Genomic DNA, 18,073 nt, shown 5'->3' on the forward strand with positions numbered 1-18,073 from the left:
TAAATGCAGTATGATGCTATTATTCTGGCTGGCGGCCAGAGCAGCAGTGAACTTAAAAAAATTGCTCCTTATGAGAATGAAGCCCTTATTATCATAGGCAATTACCCGATGATTTATTATGTTTATAAGGCTTTGCGCTCATCTCCTCTTATTCGCCGGGTGGCTATAAGCGGGCCGGTTGAAGCCTTAAAAAACATCTTTAGAGGAGAAAAAGAAATTTATTTTACCCCGGCTGGCGAGGATGCGGTGGATAGCTTTAAAAATGCGGTCGAGGTGCTGAAAGGAGAAGGCGGGATAACGGAAAAGATATTGATCATGCCTACCGATATACCTTTTATTACCCGGGAGGCGATTGAAGATTTTCTCCTGCGGAGTGAAGAGACCGGAGCCGACTTTTGCTATCCGATAACAGAAAAAAAGGTAAATGAAGAAAAGTTTCCCGGGGTTAAGCGAACTTATGTTACCCTTAAAGAAGGAACTTTTACCGGCGGAAATCTTTTTTTGCTGCGTGCAGAAGTGATAGACAGGGTTCTGAATATGGCGAAAGAACTGGTAAGGAGAAGGAAAAACCCGCTGGCTATGGCCAAGGTTTTGGGTTTTAATCTGGTTTTGGCCTACCTTATGAAAAACCTTACGATTGCCATGGCGGAAAAAAGGTTTAATGAAGTGGTAGGAATTAAAGGAAAAGCGATTATTTCCCCTTATGCTGAGGTAGGAGTCGATGTAGATAAACCGGGAGACCTGGAACTGGCCCAAAAATATCTTAAAGAAGTAGTGCTGTAAAATAGAGCCAAACCTGGCTTTAAGGTTTGGCTTTTTTTATGAGGTTTTCCTGAGAAGGAGATTTTTCAGGTATTCAGCTTCTTTTATGCGCAGAAGCAGGATGGATATAGTATATACGACACAACCGATTAGTATGGCACTGCTTACTTTTATGATTTGATAGGATATTCCGGAAAAAGGCAAAACCTTTTCTAGGCCTGAGTAAAATAGAGAAACGGCAATGCCCATGATGATAGAAGCGAGAACTATTTTGCCTCCTGCGGCCAAAAGGCTGGCTGGAGGCAGCGTATCTAGCCTGCGCTGTATGGAGATATATACGAGTACCAGATTACATATGGCAGCCAGTGAAGTGCCCAGAGCCAGCCCGCCATGAGCCAGATAGCGTATTAAAATCAGGCTGAAAATAAAATTAAGCAAAACAGAAAAAAGGCTTATTTTAACCGGCGTTTTGGTGTCCTGCATGGAGAAATAAGTACGGTTAAGGATCTGGGTAGCTCCCTGGGCAAAGAGACCCAGCAGGTAAAACTTAAGGGCAAGGACTGTCATGGCGGTAGAAGTTTGGTCAAAGGCGCCTCTTTCAAATAAGAGCTTCACCAGCGGGTCGGCCAGGACCAAAAGCCCTACACTGGCGGGGATGGTAAACAGCCACATCATATTGATGCCCATTACCGCATATTCGCCCAGCCGGGCCATGTCTTTCCTGGCGGCATGTTCGCTTAAAAAAGGGTAGATAACGGTGGAAATGGCCAGAGCAAAAAGGTTATAAGGCAGGAAAGTAAGTTTATTGGCATAGTTTAAAGCAGAAATACTGCCGGTAGTGAGCGTAGAAGCCAGTATTTTATCAATGATTACATATAACTGATTGACCGAGGTTCCGATAAGGGCAGGAACCATTAAAATCAGGATTTTTTTAACTCCCGGGTGAGTAAGCTGGATTTTAAGCTGATAGGAAAGATTTAAACCTCTTAAAAAAGGAATTTGTATCATAAACTGCAAAAGGGTACCCAGCAAGGTGCCAAGTGCCAGCCCGTATATGCCCAGATGGGGAACCAGAAATAACACTGCGAGGATTATGGACAAAGAAAAAACTATGGGAGCAAAAGCAGGGGGGGCAAATTTTTTAAAGGAATTGAGCAAAGCCCCTGCTAATGCAGATAAGGTTAAAAATAAGGCGGAAGGAAACATAATCCGGGTAAGTTCCACCGCCAGGCCTTTGGCTTCAGCACTAAAACCGGGAGCAATGAGAGAGATAAGCCCGGGGGAAAGGATTATTCCCAGCCCGGATATACCAAGGACACCTATTATGGAAAGGTTTATTATCAAACTGGCCAGAAGAGAAGCTTCCTTTTCTCCTTTCTGGATAATAGTATCGGTAAAAACAGGAATAAAGGTGGTGGCAATCGCCCCACCTATAATGACATATATCAGATTGGGCAGGATAAGTGATACGACATAGGCATCAGTATAGATACTGGTACCGTATTGGGCAGCAATTACCTGTTCCCGCACAAAGCCTAAAATCCTGCTTAAAATGCTTAAAATCAATATAATAGATGTCGCTTTGGCAATTGTTTTCCCCGACAATGGTTTTCCCCCGTATACTATTTATTTAATGATTATTACAGCTTTTCCAGTTTAAATCCTTTCGCAGTTACCCATTCATCATCCTGGTAGATGTTTTTGGTGTCAACAATGAAAGGAGTTCCTTCTTTGGACATCAAGCGGTAATAATAATCCAGGTTCATAAAATCAATGGCTGTTTGCCGGGCCAGAATCACTATCCCATGGGCATCTTTGACTGCTTCTTCGACTGTATCTACTTTATAATCATAACGGCTAGGAACTGCCGGGTCAAAGGCTTTTACTGTACAACCTGCGTTCTGCAGATGCTTTATGACCATATGGGCAGGGCTTATACGGTCATCGTTGGAAAAATCCTTCATTGCCAGTCCCAAAGCGGCTATCCGGGCCTGGTTAGGTGCTACTGGCAGGTTGCGCAGTACCAGATCAGCTACAAAACGAGGCATTTCTTCATTAACCCGGCGCGCAGTCAATAAAAGATCAAGTTTAACATTTAATTCTTCAGCTTTGGGCAAAAGATAGAAAACGGCATTGGGCAAACAGTAACCTCCTACTCCCGGACCGGGGGTGAGCAGATTAACCCGCTTATGGGTGTTGGCTACTTTTATCACTTCAAATATGTCTAATCCCATAGCTTTGGCAAAGCGGGCAAATTCGTTTACCATAGCAATATTTACATCCCGGGATATATTCTCCATGACTTTTGCTGTTTCCACTACTTCCATAGAACTGGCCTGGGTGATAGGAGCTTTAGTAACTATGGACATAAGCTCTAAAGCTTTGGCGGTACTCTCTTCATCTATACCTGCCAGAGCAGCAGGCATATTTTCAAATTCGTCAAAAGCCTTGCCTTCAGCAATCCTTTCCGAGGAATAGGCCAGATAAAAATCTTTTCCGGCTTTAAGGCCGCTTTCTCTTTCAAGAATAGGCATAATGATATTGCGAGTGGTACCGGGAATAACTGTACTCCTTATCAATACCAGGTCGCCTTTTTTAAGGCCCTGGCCTACGGTTTTGCACACTTCGATAAGGGGAGTTATGTCGCTTTTATAGTTTTCTACCGGGATGCCTACAGTTACTATTATATTGTCACATTCCTCCATGGCCTTGAGACCGTCGGTTATCGCTTTAAAGGAGCCCTTGGCCAGCTCTTCTCTTAAAATTTCCTGGATCGTCTTACCTTGATAGGTTTCGAAATGATGGGTTATGCCCCGGTTTAATTCATCAACCAGGTTAACATCAATATCTACTCCCGTAACTTTACAGCCGCGCATAGCAAAACTGAGGGCCAGGGGAAGCCCTACGAAACCAAGGCCAAACATGCAGACTTTTTTCATCGCTTATTCATTCCTCCAGTTCTTATACCGTTGTTTTAATACCTGAACGACAAGTTTATTTTATTTTGTGGACATCAAAGATATTTTACCCGACTTGTTCATAAAATCACAAGCACTCATAATATTAAAATTATTTATGAAAATACTTCATAGATGGGATTATTCTACTTTACTCCGGTATTTAGGTTCTATTTTGCTCATCATGAAATGAGCCCGGCTGTCCCAGGAATTTTCCTGGGCTTTATTAAGCCTTTCTTTTTTCTTTTCTTCACTATCATTATACAAGGCTCTCTGAACGGCCTTGACAAAACCTTGCTGCCCCCGGCCCAATTCGATTAACCCTGCGAAATCCATGATTTCAGGCATAGGGGTAGAAGCGATAGGTTTGCCGGTAGCCAGGTATTCGTAAAATTTTAAGGGACTTACGGTAGCCGTAAGTTCATTTTCCTTAAATGGGTTAAGGCATACATCAAATCCTTTTAAATACTGGGGCAGTATTTCCCTGTCTCTATGGCCGAGAAAATGCACATTTTTTACCCCTTTAAAAAGGGAAAGGTCGATATTGGCTCCTACCGGACCTACCATCACTACTGACCCCTGCGGGAAAGATAAGGCCACAGCTTTTATAAGATCTAAGTCTATCCATTCTTTTATTACTCCGACAAAACCCAGGATAGGCCTGGGAAGGTCTGCTATATCTTGGGCTACCGGAGTATCAGGATGCAAAGCCTTGTTGAAATGTTCTATATCGGCTGCATTGGGGGAAAGGTATATTTCCCGGCAATAAGGTTTTTTATCTTCATAAAGCCCGCGGGCGGTGCAGAAAACCAGATCACACTTTTGCAGAAGTTTTCGCTCCATAGCTTTAACCAGCCGGGGATTAAAACCTTCATAGGCTGAGTGTTCATCTACACAATCATAGACTACCATCACTTCATTCAACTTGCCTACCAGGTCACAGCTGGTATGAAGATAAGTCCACAAAACCGGCTTTTGAAACTCCAGCTCCTTAACGGCTTTATTGACAGCTTTAGCAATTATATGCTGGTTAATCCGGTTTATTCCCGGAAAACGGCTGCCAAAAGGGAATATGACAGGTGGGGAAAGAAGCCAGATATTTTCGTTTAGCCTGCGCAAACCCTTCTGGGCCATTTCTTTTTTAAAGGCTACATTAGGATCTTTAAAAGGAGACAAAAAAGAAATAGGCGGTTCTACATATAGAATACGATGGTTTTTAGGAAGCCGCCACATTATCTGCTGTTTCCTTGTCCATATAGGTTCCCAGTCCACCGATGAAATGCATATTATGTCCATAAATGCTTATTAACACCTCGATTTAGCAGTTTCATTTTCGGTTATTTGCGGAAGAGCCAGTATAAGTCCCAGCAAAAACCAGAAATAGGTGCTCATCATGGGCACTTCGAAAACATTTTCCACTGCATTATGGGCCAGGATGGCGATAAGACCTATAAGTATTCCCTTCCCCAGGCTTTGCATATATTCATCCCGGATGCGGGCTAAAGCTTTAACTGCCTCTCTTAAAGCCCAGGCCAGAAAGATAATAGTAGCTCCCAGGCCTATAAAGCCGGTTTCCACCCCTACCTTCAGATACCAGTTATCGGTGTAAAAACTTTCCGTGGGGAAATGACGGGCAGCTACCGCTCCTCCGAACTGGCCCAATCCTATCCCCAGCAGCGGGTAATTTTGCCAGTATTTGAGGGAAACATCCCAGCGGCCCAGCCTTCCCCCCCGTTCGGATGAGGCGATATATTCATCACTCATCATATATGCCATACGGTGGTAAACCGTGGGCATATAAGAGGGGATGAGAAAGGCGGCCAGAACTATGGCGATTATTATACGCCGGTCAATAAATATACCTAAAAGAAAGGTTGCCAGTATAAAGGCCAGCCAGGCTCCCCGGGAAAAAGTAAAGACCAGGCACAGAAGGAATACGGCTGCTACCAGGGCATATATTGCTTTTTTAAAGAGGTTTTGGCTCTTGAAGTAGAGCACAAAAGCAATGGGCAGGTTCAATACCATAAGGCTGCCCAGGATATTAGGGCTTCCTATTATAGAAAATACCCGGGTAGTTATATTGCCTTTTTCTGCCATATCCACCCAGTGGGCAGGTATTTCGACTCCCGCAAAATACTGGTAAATGCCATAAAGGGCTACCAGCACTGATACCAGGAGAAAAAGATCAATTATGCTTTTAAAATGTTCCCGGGAAAAAACCAGGTTATAAGCCAGAAAAAGCCAGAAAATAAACTGAACCATAACCCGCAAACCTTCTAGCGCTATGGCATAATTAGGAGAATTGACCAGCAGGATAAAAACCATAATGCCTATATAGGCTATGACTGGTATCAGCATGGCAGAGCCTTCAGGTCTTAGTTTTCTTATGGCTGTCTTAAATATAAAGGCTCCTACCAGTACGATAAAAAGTAATTCATCCCATATGCCGGCCAAAGAAGTAAAAGCTACATAACGGAAAAACCAGTCCAGGATTACATAAGGGACGACAAGATATAGCTCCCATGACAGCCAGGGTTTTTGAGGATTGACAGCTGTTTTTTCCATATACATTCCTCGCTTTTCATTTGACGATTTCCACGGAAACTATAGTAGCTTTTAATTCTACCAGCTGGGTTTTTACCACAAAATCTTCTTTGCCTGCTCTTACTGATTGACCGGCCAGGGTTATGCCGGCAGGACCTGCCTGGGTGCTTGTACCTTCTATAGTAAGGTGGATGTCTTTGCGAAAAGGATTAGTTGTCAGGACCATCTGGCCTTGCGCATTGGTAGTAACCCAGGCGGCAGGCTTTACTTCTATTTCTTTGATTTCCGCACTTGTTACCGCTCCGGCTGCTATTAAGCGATCCCCGGTTTTTAAGTTGTTTTCCACTCCTGGGTAAACAGCAGGGCATACTACCTTTAGCCTTACCGTTTGCGGCTCTGAACTGACGGGAGTAGCCCGGCCGCGGTAAATATAGCCTACAATCAGCAAAGCTATGATGAGGAGTATTATAAGGTCAATTACATTGATCAAGCCGAAAAGGCGGCCTTTATCGTCAATAATCATAAAAAAGAACCTCCTTTACATTTCCTTATTTAAAATAACTCAAATATATTACACAGGTTTTATATGGCTATGTCAATGTTTTAAAGCGAAAAACATAGAACAGGTGATATATAAAATTATGGCAGGATGATAAAAAAACAAAAATTTAATATAATAATACTTGATTAAGATATAACGGAGATGGTTTATATGCCTTACTGGCAGCACAGTACGATATACAGAATAGGGAAAAATAGCTTTATTATCCGCTTGCTGCAGGGCAGTTCCCGGAGAAATTATTATGCTGGTTCGGCCGTTTATAAGCTTAGCAGCCGGCTGCTGGATGCGGTTTTGCTGCCTCTTTATAAAGCAGGAGAGGCGATTTTAAGGATGTATCAGACTAGTCGGCTGCTTAAGTATGCCGGAAGCCTTGTGGGGCTTATGGCATTTATTTTGTTTACAGGAAAAGCATTTTCTACCGGTTATTTTGGCTTAAAAGCGGTATTTTATTTATCTGCAGCTTTCTTAGCTCTGATCCTGCCCTTAGCGCAGCTTAGGCCGGGAAGTTTAAAAGGGAGCCGGCTTGGGACTTTATTAAATTGGTGGATAAAGGCTGATTAACAGATAAAAAGGAGTATAGCATGAAAAAGATTAAGGTTCTTCACCTGATAGGTGGCGGGGAAATAGGCGGAGCCGAGAGGCTGGTATTGACTTTATTAAAACTTCTTAATAGGGATAGATATGAACCCTACCTTATATGTTTATGCCCGGGGCCGTTTGCTTCTCTGGCGCGCGCTAACGGGATAAAGGCAGATACGATTGCTATGCGGCACAAACTTGACATTTCTACCATCAGGCCACTAAGGGAATATATGAGGCAAAAGGGGATAGATATAGTTCATACCCATGGGGTACGCGCCAATCTGGTAGGGCGTATAGCTGCTCATAAAGAAAAGTTGCCGGTAGTAACTACTTTCCACAGCCGGTTGAGCTATGACTATGATAGCCGGCTGGCTGCGCTGGTAGCGACCTTGCTTACCAGAATGACCAACCGTTATACTGATCGTTTTATTGCTATTTCCTATGCCATAAAAGAAGAAATTTTGGCTATGGGGGTGCCGGATAGCAAGCTGCAGGTTATTCACAATGGCCTGGATACGGATAAGTTTAAATCTAACCGGGATGAAAAGGAAGTTAAGAGAGAGCTGGGCCTAAGCCCGGATAAAAAGATAGTAACTATGATTGCCAGGCTGCATCCGGTAAAAGGACATAAATATTTTATTCTGGCTGCCCGTGAAGTTATGCAGCATACTAAGGAAGTGCAGTTCCTTATCATCGGGGAAGGGAGTCTAAGACCCGAATTGGAACAGATGGTAAGAGAACTCCATTTAGAAGAAGAAGTCCTTATGCCGGGTTATTATAATGATATAGAAGATATTTATCGCATTTCCGATCTTATATGTGTACCTTCCCTTATGGAAGGATTAGGGCTGGTAGTTTTAGAAGCCATGTTTTTTAGAGTTCCGGTGATAGCAACCCGGGTGGGAGGGATTCCGGAGATAATAGAAGACGGAAAGGATGGTATCCTTATCCCCCCTGAAGATCACCGGGCTTTAGCCGAGAAGATAATAAGGCTTTTAGAAGATGAGCTTTTGCGCAAGAGGCTTACCGATAATGCACTGAAAAAGATAGAGAAGTTTACCATGGAGAATATGACCAAACAGGTAGAAGCTATATATGATGAGCTAGCAGGCTTTAAGCGTTACCAGGATTAAAAATTTTGTATATGGGAGCTTGACTATGAAGATATGTCTGTCAGGATATTACGGTTTTGACAATGCAGGTGATGAGGCATTACTGGCAGCTATAACCTCGACTTTACGGCGTTTATCCGCAGAAATAGAATTTGTAGTTTTTTCTGGCCAGCCTGAGCGAACCGCTTATCTGCATGGTTTGCGTGCGGTAAGCCGAACTAATCCTTTTGCCGTTATAAAAGAGCTCTGGCAGGCGGATTTGCTGATAAGCGGCGGGGGAAGCCTCATGCAGGATGTAACCAGCACGCGCTCCCTCGTTTATTATATAGGAATAGTAGCTTTGGCCAAGCTCTTGCGCAAACCGGTAGTATTTTATGCCCAGGGTATCGGACCTTTAAATAAAAGGTTTAGCCGTTTTCTCATGTTTCATATTGCCAATAAGGTAGACCTTATTACTTTGCGGGATATGGCTTCTTTAAATCTGCTTAAGGAAATAGGGGTAAAAAAGCCACCGGTAAGGGTTACTGCTGATCCTGTATTTACCTTAGAGCCAGAGGATGAGGATTATAAAAAGGCAGAGGCTATTTTACAAAGTTTTTTTCCCGCCAAGAACCCCATAATTGGGGTATCGGTGCGGAAATGGGAAAAACTAGCCGGGTATCAGGAGGTTTTAGCCCGGGTATTAGATGATTTAGCCGCAGAAGGCTATAAGATTGTTCTGGTGCCCATGGATTATCGCAACGACATGGAAGAATCGCGAAAGATTAAAAGCTTAATGGGAAAAGAATGTTATATTATTGACCAGAGCTTAAAAAGCACAGAATATATGGCTTTAATTTCTTTTTTTGAACTGATGATCGGCATGCGGTTGCACTCCTTGATTTTTTCGGCCAGTCAGGGTGTGCCTTTTGCCGCTATTTCCTATGATCCCAAGGTAGAAGCTTTTGCTGAAAGCTTTCATCTTAAGCCTTTAGCTCTGGATTACCGGGATATGAAAGCTTATATTGATAAATTGCTTAAAGATAAAGAAGTAAGAAACAGGGTAAAGGAAAAGGCGCAGGAGATGAAGGAAAAAGCTCTGGAGAACGCCTATCTTACATGGGGGGTACTGGAGGCAAGGCAGGTAAAAAAGAGGGGAAAATAATCCCTCTTTTTGGCTTAAAAATAAAAAAGATGTTATTTTCTAAATAGAAATAAAAAGTTATAATTACGAAGTGGCTTAGTTAAAAACTTTTACCGGCGTGTTAACATATAATACATAAAGATATTAAAAATTAAAAAAGGAGAGTTCATGAGGTGAGTTTTTCCGCTGTAGTTCTGGCTGCCGGCAAAGGGGTAAGGATGAAATCTGATCTGCCCAAAGTGGTGCATAAAGTGGCAGGAAAGCCTATGATAGTACATGTGGTGGAAAATCTTAAACAGGCAGGGATTGAAGATATAACCGTAGTGGTAGGGCATAAGCGGGAACTGGTAAAAGAGGTTTTAAGCCCTTTTAAAGTCAAATTTGCTCTGCAGGAAGAACAGCTGGGAACCGGACATGCCCTTTTGCAGGCTAAAGACCAGGTGGATTTAGAGAGCACTTTGCTGGTTTTAGCCGGGGATACCCCGCTTTTGACAGCTGCCACCCTAAAAAGACTTATATCTTTTCATGGCGAAAGCGGAGCCGTGGCTACGGTTTTATCGGCTGAGCTGGCTAATCCTTATGGCTATGGGCGTATTATAAGAGATAGTGATGATAATCTGCTTAAAATCGTGGAAGAAAAGGATGCCTCTTTGGAGGAGAAAAAAATTACCGAAATCAATGCCGGGATTTATTGTTTTAAGGCCCGGGAAGTATTTGATGTTTTATTACATCTCGATACGGACAATGCACAAGGGGAATATTATCTAACTGATGTCTTCAGCCTTTTTAACCGGGAAGGTAAAACCGTAAAAGTTTTAAAGATCGAAGATAGTGAGGAGATACAGGGAATAAATGATAAACTGCAGCTTATAGAAGCCGAAAAGGTTATGCGGAGAAGAAAAAATAGGGCTTTGCTGCAGGAAGGGGTTATTATCATAGATCCTGATACCACCTTTATTGACAGTGAGGTTAAGATAGGGAAAGATACGGTAGTTATGCCTTTTAGCTTTATAGAAGGGAAAACGGTTATTGGCGAAAGATGTGAAATAGGTCCTTATACCCGTATAACTTCTTCCCTCATCGGTAATGATGTAATTATCGAAAGTTCTCGGATTAAAGAAGCCGAGATAGGAGACAGATGCGTAATAGGTCCTTTTGCTTATCTGCGTCCGGGAACGGTCTTAAAGGAAGATGTCAAGATTGGCGATTTTGTAGAAGTTAAAAAATCTATAATTGGCAGAGGGAGCAAGATTCCTCATTTAAGCTATGTAGGGGATGCGCTTTTAGGCTGTGAAGTCAATATAGGAGCCGGAACTATTACCTGTAATTATGATGGGGTTAACAAACACCAGACGGTTATAGAAGATAAAGCTTTTATAGGCAGCAACACTAATCTGGTAGCTCCGGTAAAAATAGGGAAAGAAGCGGTAACCGGAGCCGGCTCTACGATTACCCGCGATGTGCCTGATTTTGCTCTGGCGGTAGAAAGAGCGGAACAGAAGCAGATTAGGGATTGGGCCAGGAGAAAGAAGAAAAAAGAATAGCAGGAGGTAATTAACAAAATGAAAGCATCCAGATGGCGGATGAAGCTTTTTACCGGCAATGCCAATCCGGCACTGGCCGAGGAAATTGCATCTTATCTAGGGATCCCGGTAGGCAATGCTAAGGTTGCCCGCTTTGCCGATGGAGAAATAAGCTGTGTGGTTGATGAAAGTGTAAGAGGGGTAGATGTTTTTGTGGTGCAGCCTACCTGTCCCCCGGTAAATGAACACCTGATGGAGCTTCTGGTTATGATCGATGCCTTTAAAAGGGCTTCAGCGGCCCGCATAAATGCAGTTATTCCTTATTATGGCTATGCCCGGCAGGATCGCAAGACTAGAGCCCGTGATCCTATTACGGCTAAACTGGTGGCTAACCTTATTTCGATAGCCGGAGCCCACCGGGTAGTAGCAGTTGACCTGCATGCCAACCAGATTCAGGGCTTTTTTGATATACCGGTTGACCATCTCCCCGGGGTGCCTACGATTGCCGAGTATTTTAAAAGTAAAAACCTTAAGAACCCGGTAGTGCTCTCCCCTGATGTAGGGGGAGTGACCAGGGCGCGGGATTTGGCAGCCCGGCTGGAAGCCCCTCTGGCAATTATAGATAAAAGAAGGCCGGCTCCTAATGTGTCAGAAGTAATGAATGTTATAGGTGATGTAGAAGGAAAATCAGTTATAATAATAGATGATATAATAGATACGGCAGGGACTCTGTGTTCAGCTGCCCAGGTAATGAAGGAAAAGGGAGCGGTAGAAGTATATGGATGCTGCACCCATCCTTTATTCTCCGGGCCGGCGGTAGAAAGGATGGCTGAAGCGCCATTTAAGGAAATCGTGATAACTAACACGATTCCTTTAAAAGAAGAAAAAAGGCTTCCCAATATGGTTGTTTTGTCAGTGGCCCCGCTGATCGGGGAGGCTATTCTTCGCATCCATGAAGATCTTTCGGTAAGCAAGCTTTTTGAGTCCTAAATATTTTTGGACATGCCTGTCTTTTGTTGTTATAATTTACTAATAATGGGGTAAAATGCTGACTATAATATTACTTAAGGAGGAGTGATATTATATGGCAGCAATAATGGCCAGCATCAAAGGACAGAGGCGTGAAATAGGGACCAAAGGCAAGCTTAACCGGCTTAAAAAAGAAGGGTATGTGCCGGGTATAGTTTATGGCAAGACGAAAGAAGCCTTACCGATAGCGGTAAACTCCCGGCATATAAACAAGATTTTCAGCACCTACGGCTTTCGGGGGCTTTTTAACCTGGAAATCGAAGGGGAAGAAAAGCCGGTAACTGTTCTCTTACGAGAAATGCAGACCCATCCGGTAACCAAGGAAATGATCCATCTTGACTTTTTTGCTATCGATATGAATGAAGAGATAACCAGTGAAGTTCCTATCGTCATTGCAGGGGAAGAAGAAATCCTGAAGAAGGGCGGCATACTCCAGTTAGGGGTAAAAGAGGTAGAAGTGGAATGTTTGCCTAAAGATTTGCCGGAGGCTATTATATGCGACATATCAGCTCTTGATATTGGGGATCATATGACGGTAGGCGATCTCAAGGCCCCGGCGGGAGTAAAGATAATAAGCGATCCCGATTCTATTGTCGTAACTATTCTGGCTCCGAAAGTAAGCGAAGAAGAAACTTCCCCGGCTGAAGAAACAGAAAGCGAAGCTTAATTTTCTGCATAGCAAGTCCCCTGGCTTTAGGCCGGGGGATTTATTATGAAAAGCTAAGGTGATAAAACATGAAGATAATTGTAGGATTAGGCAATCCCGGAGCTAAATACAGGGAAACCAGACACAATGTAGGGTTCAAAGCTGTGGACGAGCTGGCTTTACGGTACCGGGTGGAAAAAGAAGAATGCAAATATAACGGCCTTGTAGGGCATCTGCGTATAGAAAACGAAAAGGTACTGCTGGTAAAGCCTTTGACCTACATGAACTTAAGCGGCAAAGCGGTAGCCCCACTGGTGCATTTTTATAAACTAGACCTTAAGGATGTACTGGTCATTTATGATGATATGGATCTGCCTTTAGGAGCTTTAAGGCTTAGAGCTAAGGGGGGAACTGGAGGCCATAAGGGGGTGCTTTCGGTTGCGGAAATGCTTAAAAGTCAGGATTTTCCCCGTATACGCATAGGAATAGGGCGCCCGCCTGCCGATACGATTGATTGGGTCCTGGGGGAGTTTACCCCGGAAGAAAAACCTGTAATCGAAGCGGCCGTAAAAAAGGCAGCTGATGCTGCGGTATGCTGGGTTTTGGAAGGCATAGAAAAGGCTATGAACAAGTATAATGGATAAAAGGTATATTTGCCTCTTTGCGCAGGGAAAAATATTTACAAAAAGCAAAGGGGCGGGGAAGATGAAAATCTACCACATATGCGGGTTTTGTGATAAGGTATTTAGTGTATCAATATGTGATGAGGAAAAAGAAGGAATGCACCAGCTTCTGGGAGTCTGTCCGGAATGCAGTGAGGAACTGGCCTGGCAGCATGATGCGCTTATTTTTAAGGTTTACGAACATTAAGCGGTTTATCACCTTTTAACGGTGCGGAGGGTTAAATTTGGGACGCGATTTTTGGGATAAGCTGATTACGGCTTTGGAAGAAGGAAATGTTATTTTAAGTGGGCTTGCAGGAACAGCTCAGGCCTTTTTTTTGAGCCGTTTACTGGAGACATCAGGCAGGATTTTGGTCCTGGTCGAAAGTGAAGAAAAAGCTTATGATTTAGCCCACCTGCTTAAAGAGGGGGGCTTAAAGGACCAGGTCTTTGTGTTTCCCGGGCGCAGCCTGGTTTTTATTAAAGAAAATTATGCCCTCTCAGAAGTAGAAAGGATTACTGCCCTCTATACTGCCCTTTATCATCCCCGCCAAAAGAGTATATTTATAGCTACTCCTGATGGTATTCTGCATCCCGTCCTCTCACCTTTACAGATGAAAGAAAAGACCCTGTATTTAAAAAAAGAGGGAGAATATGAGCGGGAGGAGATAATTAAAAACCTGGTCGAATGCGGGTATATAAGGGTAAGCACGGTAAGAAACCGGGGGGAATTTGCCTTAAGGGGCGGGATTTTGGATATTTACCCCCTTAATGAAAAAGACCCCTTACGGATTGAGTTTTTTGGCGATATGGTTGATTCGGTAAGGTATTTTGATGTCCAAACCCAGAAGTCGGGAAAAAAGAAGGATGAAGCGCGCATTATACCGGCTGATGATTTCTGTGCGCAAGATTTAAAAGGGTCTCTATTCGATTATCTGGGGCCTAATGTGACTATATTTTTTGATGAACCGGTAAATTTTTATCAGGCCTGGGAAAGAGCAGGCAGGCGGTATAAAGATCTACTAAAAGAAGCCCGCCAAGCAGGTAAAGAGATAAGGGAACTTCCCCTGCTTGACCGGAAGGATATAGAAAAATATACCGTGAGGAAAACGGTTTTTCACTCTTTTTTCCCGGGCCATATGACTGATGTAAAAGCAGTCTTTAGGGAGCATATTGTGCAAAAAGAACTGGAGCCTTTTTATGTTAACCGGGATCTGCTTTTTTCCCGCATAAAAGAATGGCAGGATAAAGGTTATAAAGTAGAGATAGGGATAAGAGATGAACACTTAAAAAAGCTTATCCTGAGCGAGATGCTGGAAAGGAATATTTCCGGGGTAGAATTCAGAGATGGTGGGGTGGAAAAAGGCTTTGTAAGCCCTACCTTTAAACTGGCTTTAATCGGCGAAAGAGATATTTTTAGAAAATCTTCCCCCATGCGGGCTAAAAAAAGCCGGAGAGGCAAGAGGGAAGAGACTATTATCCTGGAAGATTTAAAAATAGGCGATTATGTGGTCCATGAAAATTACGGCATAGGGATATTCCGGGGAATAACTCAAGCCAGGGTAGATAACCTGATCCGCGAATATGTGCTTATAGAATATAGAGGAGGAGATAAGCTTTATCTCCCGCTGGATAAGATAGACAAACTTTATAAGTACAGCGGGATGGGAGAAAAAGAACCGCGCCTTAGCAAACTGGGAGGCAGTGAATGGGAGAGAACCCGCAAAAAAGTAGAAGAATCAGTAAGGGAAATGGCTAAAGAGCTTATCTCTATCTATGCTGCCCGGGAAGCAGAGGAAGGTTATGCTTTTTCCCCTGATACTCCCTGGCAGAAGGAGTTTGAGGATGCCTTCCCTTATGAAGAAACCCCGGACCAGCTTAAAGCTATTGAAGAGGTAAAGCGGGATATGGAAAGCCCCCGGCCTATGGAAAGGCTGATATGCGGGGATGTCGGTTATGGCAAAACCGAGGTGGCGATGCGGGCAGCCTTTAAGGCCGTTATGGATGGCAAACAGGTAGCCCTCCTGGTTCCTACCACCATACTGGCGGAACAGCATTATCAAACCTTTAAGGCCAGGTTTGCAGGGTATCCGGTGGTTATCGAATGTTTAAGCCGTTTTCGAACAGGAAGAGAACAGAAAAAGATTGTCGAGGATTTAAAAAAAGGGGTAGTAGATTTAGTGATAGGAACCCATCGGCTTTTGTCGGCCGATGTGCAGTTTAAAGACTTAGGCCTCTTAATCATTGATGAAGAACATCGCTTCGGGGTAAGGCAGAAAGAGAAAATAAGGCTTTTAAAAAAAACCGTGGATGTTTTAAGCCTTTCCGCTACCCCTATTCCCCGGAGCCTGCATATGGCCTTAACCGGGCTCAAGGATATGAGTGTGATTGAGACCCCTCCGGAAGGAAGGTATCCGGTTACTACCTATGTCATGGAATATAATGAAGAGATAATAAAAGAAGCGATCCAGCTGGAGATAGAGCGGGGAGGACAGGTGTTTTTCGTCCATAACCGCATCGAAGATATTTATAAGGTAAAGGAAGATCTGCAAAAACTTTTGCCCTGCCTCAAGATAGCCGTAGGGCATGGGAGGATGGAAGAAGAAGAGTTATCCCGGATAATGATGGATTTTATCCAAGGGGAATATAATCTTCTTCTGTGTACCACGATTATTGAATCAGGTTTGGATATGCCGAATGTCAATACTATAATCGTTGATGAAGCTGATAAAATGGGGTTGGCCCAGCTTTATCAGCTGCGGGGCCGGGTGGGCAGATCCAACCGTTTGGCTTATGCTTACCTTACCTATCGGCCTTATAAGGTGCTTACCGAAGAAGCCCAGAAGAGGCTTAATGCTATGCGGGAATTTAATGAGCTGGGGGCCGGTATGAAGATTGCCCTGCGCGACCTGGAGATAAGGGGGGCCGGCAATATATTAGGCCCGGAACAGCACGGGCATATTCAGGCCGTAGGTTTTGATCTTTACTGCCGGCTTTTGGAAGAAGAGACTGCCCGTCTGCGGGGAGAAAAGAAAAGGGAAGAAAGAGAAGCTCCTCAGGTAGATATAGACCTGGATTATTATATACCTGACAGCTATATTCCGGATCTGGGAAGCAAGGTGCGCATTTACCGGCGGCTTCTTTTAGCCTCCGATTTGAAGGAACTAGAAGAGATAAAGAGAGAGCTTTTAGACAGATTTGGCCCTTTGCCTTTGCCGGTGGAAAATTTCCTGCGCATCGCTTCTCTGCGCATAATGGCCAAAGACAAAGATATACGCGTTTTGAAGCATAGAAAGGGGAGAATAGATATAAGCCTTAATCATCCCCTGCCGGAAGGGATAACTTCTCTGCCGGGGAGGATAAAGGTAAAAAAAGTGGACGACCACACCATGCAGCTTTACTGGGCAGGAACTGAAGGTATAAAAGGTTTAGAAGAGGTTTTATCCCTTATTTAAGCCTGTTTTCCCGGTGACAATCCGGGAGACAGGCTTTGAGCTTTAAAGCGGGCGGCCAGCCATACCAGTGTAGGATAAAGCACATGTACGGGAAGATTATGGAAAGGGGCGGCAAAAGATTCCACCGACATAAATTCTATATCTGAAGGGAACATTACTAGCGTAAATATTGCTATACATAATCCAGCGGGTATAATGACGGTTTTATAGTCTTTGAGGGAAAAAAGGCTTTTTAAGCACAGGACAAAGCTTTGATGGGATAAAATAATAGCCATGAAATTAGTTATCGACCACATGATAAAAAAGAAAAGCTCAATGCGCTGAAAGGTGGAAAAGCGTATGAGGAGCAGGACTTCGTACAGGGGAAAGCGGACTATCCCCATCAGTTCCTGGCCCAGGGCGGCTACCACCAGCAGGCTGCGTATTACGAGAATAATAACCCCGATAAAAAACCATATATAGATGGTTTTTTTATTTTTTGACAAATCTGCTACGAAAGGAAGCAGCATGGCCATGAGGCTTATTTCTCCATAAGGCCAGTTAGAGCCGAATACGACACCGGCCAGAACCGGTTTAAAGCTGGCCAGAATCGGGGTTAAGCTTTGCAGATTGGCTACGGTAAAAAAAGGTACGGTTATGGCTGCCAGAACGAGAGGGATTATTATCCACAGCAAGATTTCTCCCAGGCGGGCCAGGCTGTTTATGCCCCGGTAAAGGACATAAGAAGAGGCCGCGATAAGAAGGATTACCAGAAGTGTTTCTGCCAGCCCGGGAAAAATAATGACCATCAATACCAGCATATCATACATATAAAGCGTGCCTACCAGGAAGACGACCCAGGAATAAATAAGGCTTAAGGCAAGACCTAGAGGTTTTCCCAGTACCTGAGTGCTTATCTCTATTATGCTGAGGCCGGGAAACCGGTTTTGCAGGTTAACCGTAAGGGATATTATATATAAGCCGGTTAAGGAAGCGATAAGGGAAGCTGCCCAGCAATCCCTTCCTGCTATGCCTTCCGGAACAAAAATAAAAGCACTTCCCAGTATGAGAAACAGAAGCAGTATGCCGAATTGATTGCTGTTTATAATATCTTTAGCCATTTTTTTACCTCCTTAG

Annotated in this window: 16 protein-coding genes; 10 read left to right on the top strand and 6 right to left on the bottom strand. The window is 43.7% G+C overall.

The genetic code is table 11. From position 1 onward, the window contains the following. Window positions 1-3 precede the first annotated feature (3 nt). Complete coding sequence (locus BUB92_RS00960) at window positions 4-783, top strand: nucleotidyltransferase family protein (protein WP_073089027.1); 780 nt, start codon at window positions 4-6, stop codon at window positions 781-783. A gap of 36 nt (window positions 784-819) precedes the next feature. On the opposite strand, the gene murJ is transcribed toward BUB92_RS00960, so the two are convergent. The 5 genes from murJ to BUB92_RS00985 all read right to left on the bottom strand — a co-directional run bounded on the left by murJ (window position 820) and on the right by BUB92_RS00985 (window position 6,786). Further along, window positions 820-2,367, bottom strand: a complete 1,548-nt coding sequence (gene murJ / locus BUB92_RS00965) for a murein biosynthesis integral membrane protein MurJ (protein ID WP_073089029.1) — start codon at window positions 2,365-2,367, stop codon at window positions 820-822. Between the two features lie 35 nt (window positions 2,368-2,402). Further along, window positions 2,403-3,701 (bottom strand): nucleotide sugar dehydrogenase, encoded by a 1,299-nt coding sequence (locus tag BUB92_RS00970; protein WP_073089030.1) that lies wholly within the window; start codon window positions 3,699-3,701, stop codon window positions 2,403-2,405. Between the two features lie 159 nt (window positions 3,702-3,860). Next, window positions 3,861-5,015: a glycosyltransferase gene (locus tag BUB92_RS00975; RefSeq protein ID WP_073089031.1), complete on the bottom strand. Its 1,155-nt coding sequence runs from the start codon at window positions 5,013-5,015 to the stop codon at window positions 3,861-3,863. 9 nt (window positions 5,016-5,024) lie between these two features. Continuing rightward, window positions 5,025-6,284: an O-antigen ligase family protein gene (locus BUB92_RS00980; protein ID WP_073089033.1), complete on the bottom strand. Its 1,260-nt coding sequence runs from the start codon at window positions 6,282-6,284 to the stop codon at window positions 5,025-5,027. Window positions 6,285-6,300: 16 nt separating this feature from the next. Next, a complete protein-coding gene (locus tag BUB92_RS00985) occupies window positions 6,301-6,786 on the bottom strand; it encodes a DUF4330 domain-containing protein (RefSeq protein ID WP_073089034.1) in 486 nt (161 codons plus the stop codon). Between the two features lie 189 nt (window positions 6,787-6,975). On the opposite strand from BUB92_RS00985, the gene BUB92_RS00990 reads away from it, so the two are divergent. From BUB92_RS00990 to mfd, 9 genes are all read left to right on the top strand, one after another. Beyond that, window positions 6,976-7,386 (top strand): hypothetical protein, encoded by a 411-nt coding sequence (locus tag BUB92_RS00990; RefSeq protein ID WP_073089036.1) that lies wholly within the window; start codon window positions 6,976-6,978, stop codon window positions 7,384-7,386. A gap of 20 nt (window positions 7,387-7,406) precedes the next feature. Then, complete coding sequence (locus tag BUB92_RS00995) at window positions 7,407-8,540, top strand: glycosyltransferase family 4 protein (RefSeq protein ID WP_073089037.1); 1,134 nt, start codon at window positions 7,407-7,409, stop codon at window positions 8,538-8,540. Between the two features lie 25 nt (window positions 8,541-8,565). After that, window positions 8,566-9,663 carry a polysaccharide pyruvyl transferase CsaB gene (gene csaB, locus BUB92_RS01000; protein ID WP_073089039.1) on the top strand — a complete coding sequence of 366 codons (1,098 nt, stop codon included), beginning with the start codon at window positions 8,566-8,568 and terminating at the stop codon, window positions 9,661-9,663. Between the two features lie 152 nt (window positions 9,664-9,815). Continuing rightward, entirely contained in the window at window positions 9,816-11,186 is a 1,371-nt protein-coding gene (glmU, locus tag BUB92_RS01005) for a bifunctional UDP-N-acetylglucosamine diphosphorylase/glucosamine-1-phosphate N-acetyltransferase GlmU (RefSeq protein WP_073089040.1), read from the top strand. An 18-nt stretch (window positions 11,187-11,204) separates the two neighbouring features. Next, a complete protein-coding gene (locus BUB92_RS01010; protein WP_073089042.1) occupies window positions 11,205-12,155 on the top strand; it encodes a ribose-phosphate diphosphokinase in 951 nt (316 codons plus the stop codon). A 94-nt stretch (window positions 12,156-12,249) separates the two neighbouring features. Next, window positions 12,250-12,861 carry a 50S ribosomal protein L25 gene (locus BUB92_RS01015; protein WP_073089044.1) on the top strand — a complete coding sequence of 204 codons (612 nt, stop codon included), beginning with the start codon at window positions 12,250-12,252 and terminating at the stop codon, window positions 12,859-12,861. Between the two features lie 68 nt (window positions 12,862-12,929). Next, a complete protein-coding gene (gene pth, locus BUB92_RS01020) occupies window positions 12,930-13,484 on the top strand; it encodes an aminoacyl-tRNA hydrolase (RefSeq protein WP_073089046.1) in 555 nt (184 codons plus the stop codon). 61 nt (window positions 13,485-13,545) lie between these two features. Continuing rightward, the gene (locus BUB92_RS11480) at window positions 13,546-13,710 is read left to right on the top strand and encodes a hypothetical protein (protein ID WP_159432288.1); all 165 of its coding nucleotides are present in this window, start codon (window positions 13,546-13,548) and stop codon (window positions 13,708-13,710) included. A gap of 37 nt (window positions 13,711-13,747) precedes the next feature. Further along, window positions 13,748-16,957, top strand: a complete 3,210-nt coding sequence (gene mfd / locus BUB92_RS01030; protein ID WP_073089049.1) for a transcription-repair coupling factor — start codon at window positions 13,748-13,750, stop codon at window positions 16,955-16,957. Here the strand turns inward: mfd and BUB92_RS01035 are convergent. Next, the gene (locus BUB92_RS01035) at window positions 16,954-18,057 is read right to left on the bottom strand and encodes a GerAB/ArcD/ProY family transporter (RefSeq protein ID WP_073089051.1); all 1,104 of its coding nucleotides are present in this window, start codon (window positions 18,055-18,057) and stop codon (window positions 16,954-16,956) included. The two genes, mfd and BUB92_RS01035, sit on opposite strands and share 4 nt — an antisense overlap. Window positions 18,058-18,073 lie beyond the last annotated feature (16 nt).

The sequence above is a fragment of the Thermosyntropha lipolytica DSM 11003 genome (genome assembly GCF_900129805.1).
Taxonomy (GTDB): Bacteria; Bacillota; Syntrophomonadia; order Syntrophomonadales; family Syntrophomonadaceae; genus Thermosyntropha; species Thermosyntropha lipolytica.

Excerpts from the sequence above, each read along its gene's own strand:
- csaB (WP_073089039.1), top strand. The coding sequence starts at position 8,566 with ATGAAGATATGTCTGTCAGGATATTACGGTTTTGACAATGCAGGTGAT.
- BUB92_RS00975 (WP_073089031.1), bottom strand. The coding sequence starts at position 5,015 with ATGGACATAATATGCATTTCATCGGTGGACTGGGAACCTATATGGACA.
- pth (WP_073089046.1), top strand. The coding sequence starts at position 12,930 with ATGAAGATAATTGTAGGATTAGGCAATCCCGGAGCTAAATACAGGGAA.
- BUB92_RS01010 (WP_073089042.1), top strand. The coding sequence starts at position 11,205 with ATGAAAGCATCCAGATGGCGGATGAAGCTTTTTACCGGCAATGCCAAT.
- BUB92_RS01015 (WP_073089044.1), top strand. The coding sequence starts at position 12,250 with ATGGCAGCAATAATGGCCAGCATCAAAGGACAGAGGCGTGAAATAGGG.
- BUB92_RS00980 (WP_073089033.1), bottom strand. The coding sequence starts at position 6,284 with ATGGAAAAAACAGCTGTCAATCCTCAAAAACCCTGGCTGTCATGGGAG.
- BUB92_RS11480 (WP_159432288.1), top strand. The coding sequence starts at position 13,546 with ATGAAAATCTACCACATATGCGGGTTTTGTGATAAGGTATTTAGTGTA.
- BUB92_RS00995 (WP_073089037.1), top strand. The coding sequence starts at position 7,407 with ATGAAAAAGATTAAGGTTCTTCACCTGATAGGTGGCGGGGAAATAGGC.
- BUB92_RS00985 (WP_073089034.1), bottom strand. The coding sequence starts at position 6,786 with ATGATTATTGACGATAAAGGCCGCCTTTTCGGCTTGATCAATGTAATT.
- BUB92_RS01035 (WP_073089051.1), bottom strand. The coding sequence starts at position 18,057 with ATGGCTAAAGATATTATAAACAGCAATCAATTCGGCATACTGCTTCTG.
- BUB92_RS00970 (WP_073089030.1), bottom strand. The coding sequence starts at position 3,701 with ATGAAAAAAGTCTGCATGTTTGGCCTTGGTTTCGTAGGGCTTCCCCTG.
- BUB92_RS00960 (WP_073089027.1), top strand. The coding sequence starts at position 4 with ATGCAGTATGATGCTATTATTCTGGCTGGCGGCCAGAGCAGCAGTGAA.
- BUB92_RS00990 (WP_073089036.1), top strand. The coding sequence starts at position 6,976 with ATGCCTTACTGGCAGCACAGTACGATATACAGAATAGGGAAAAATAGC.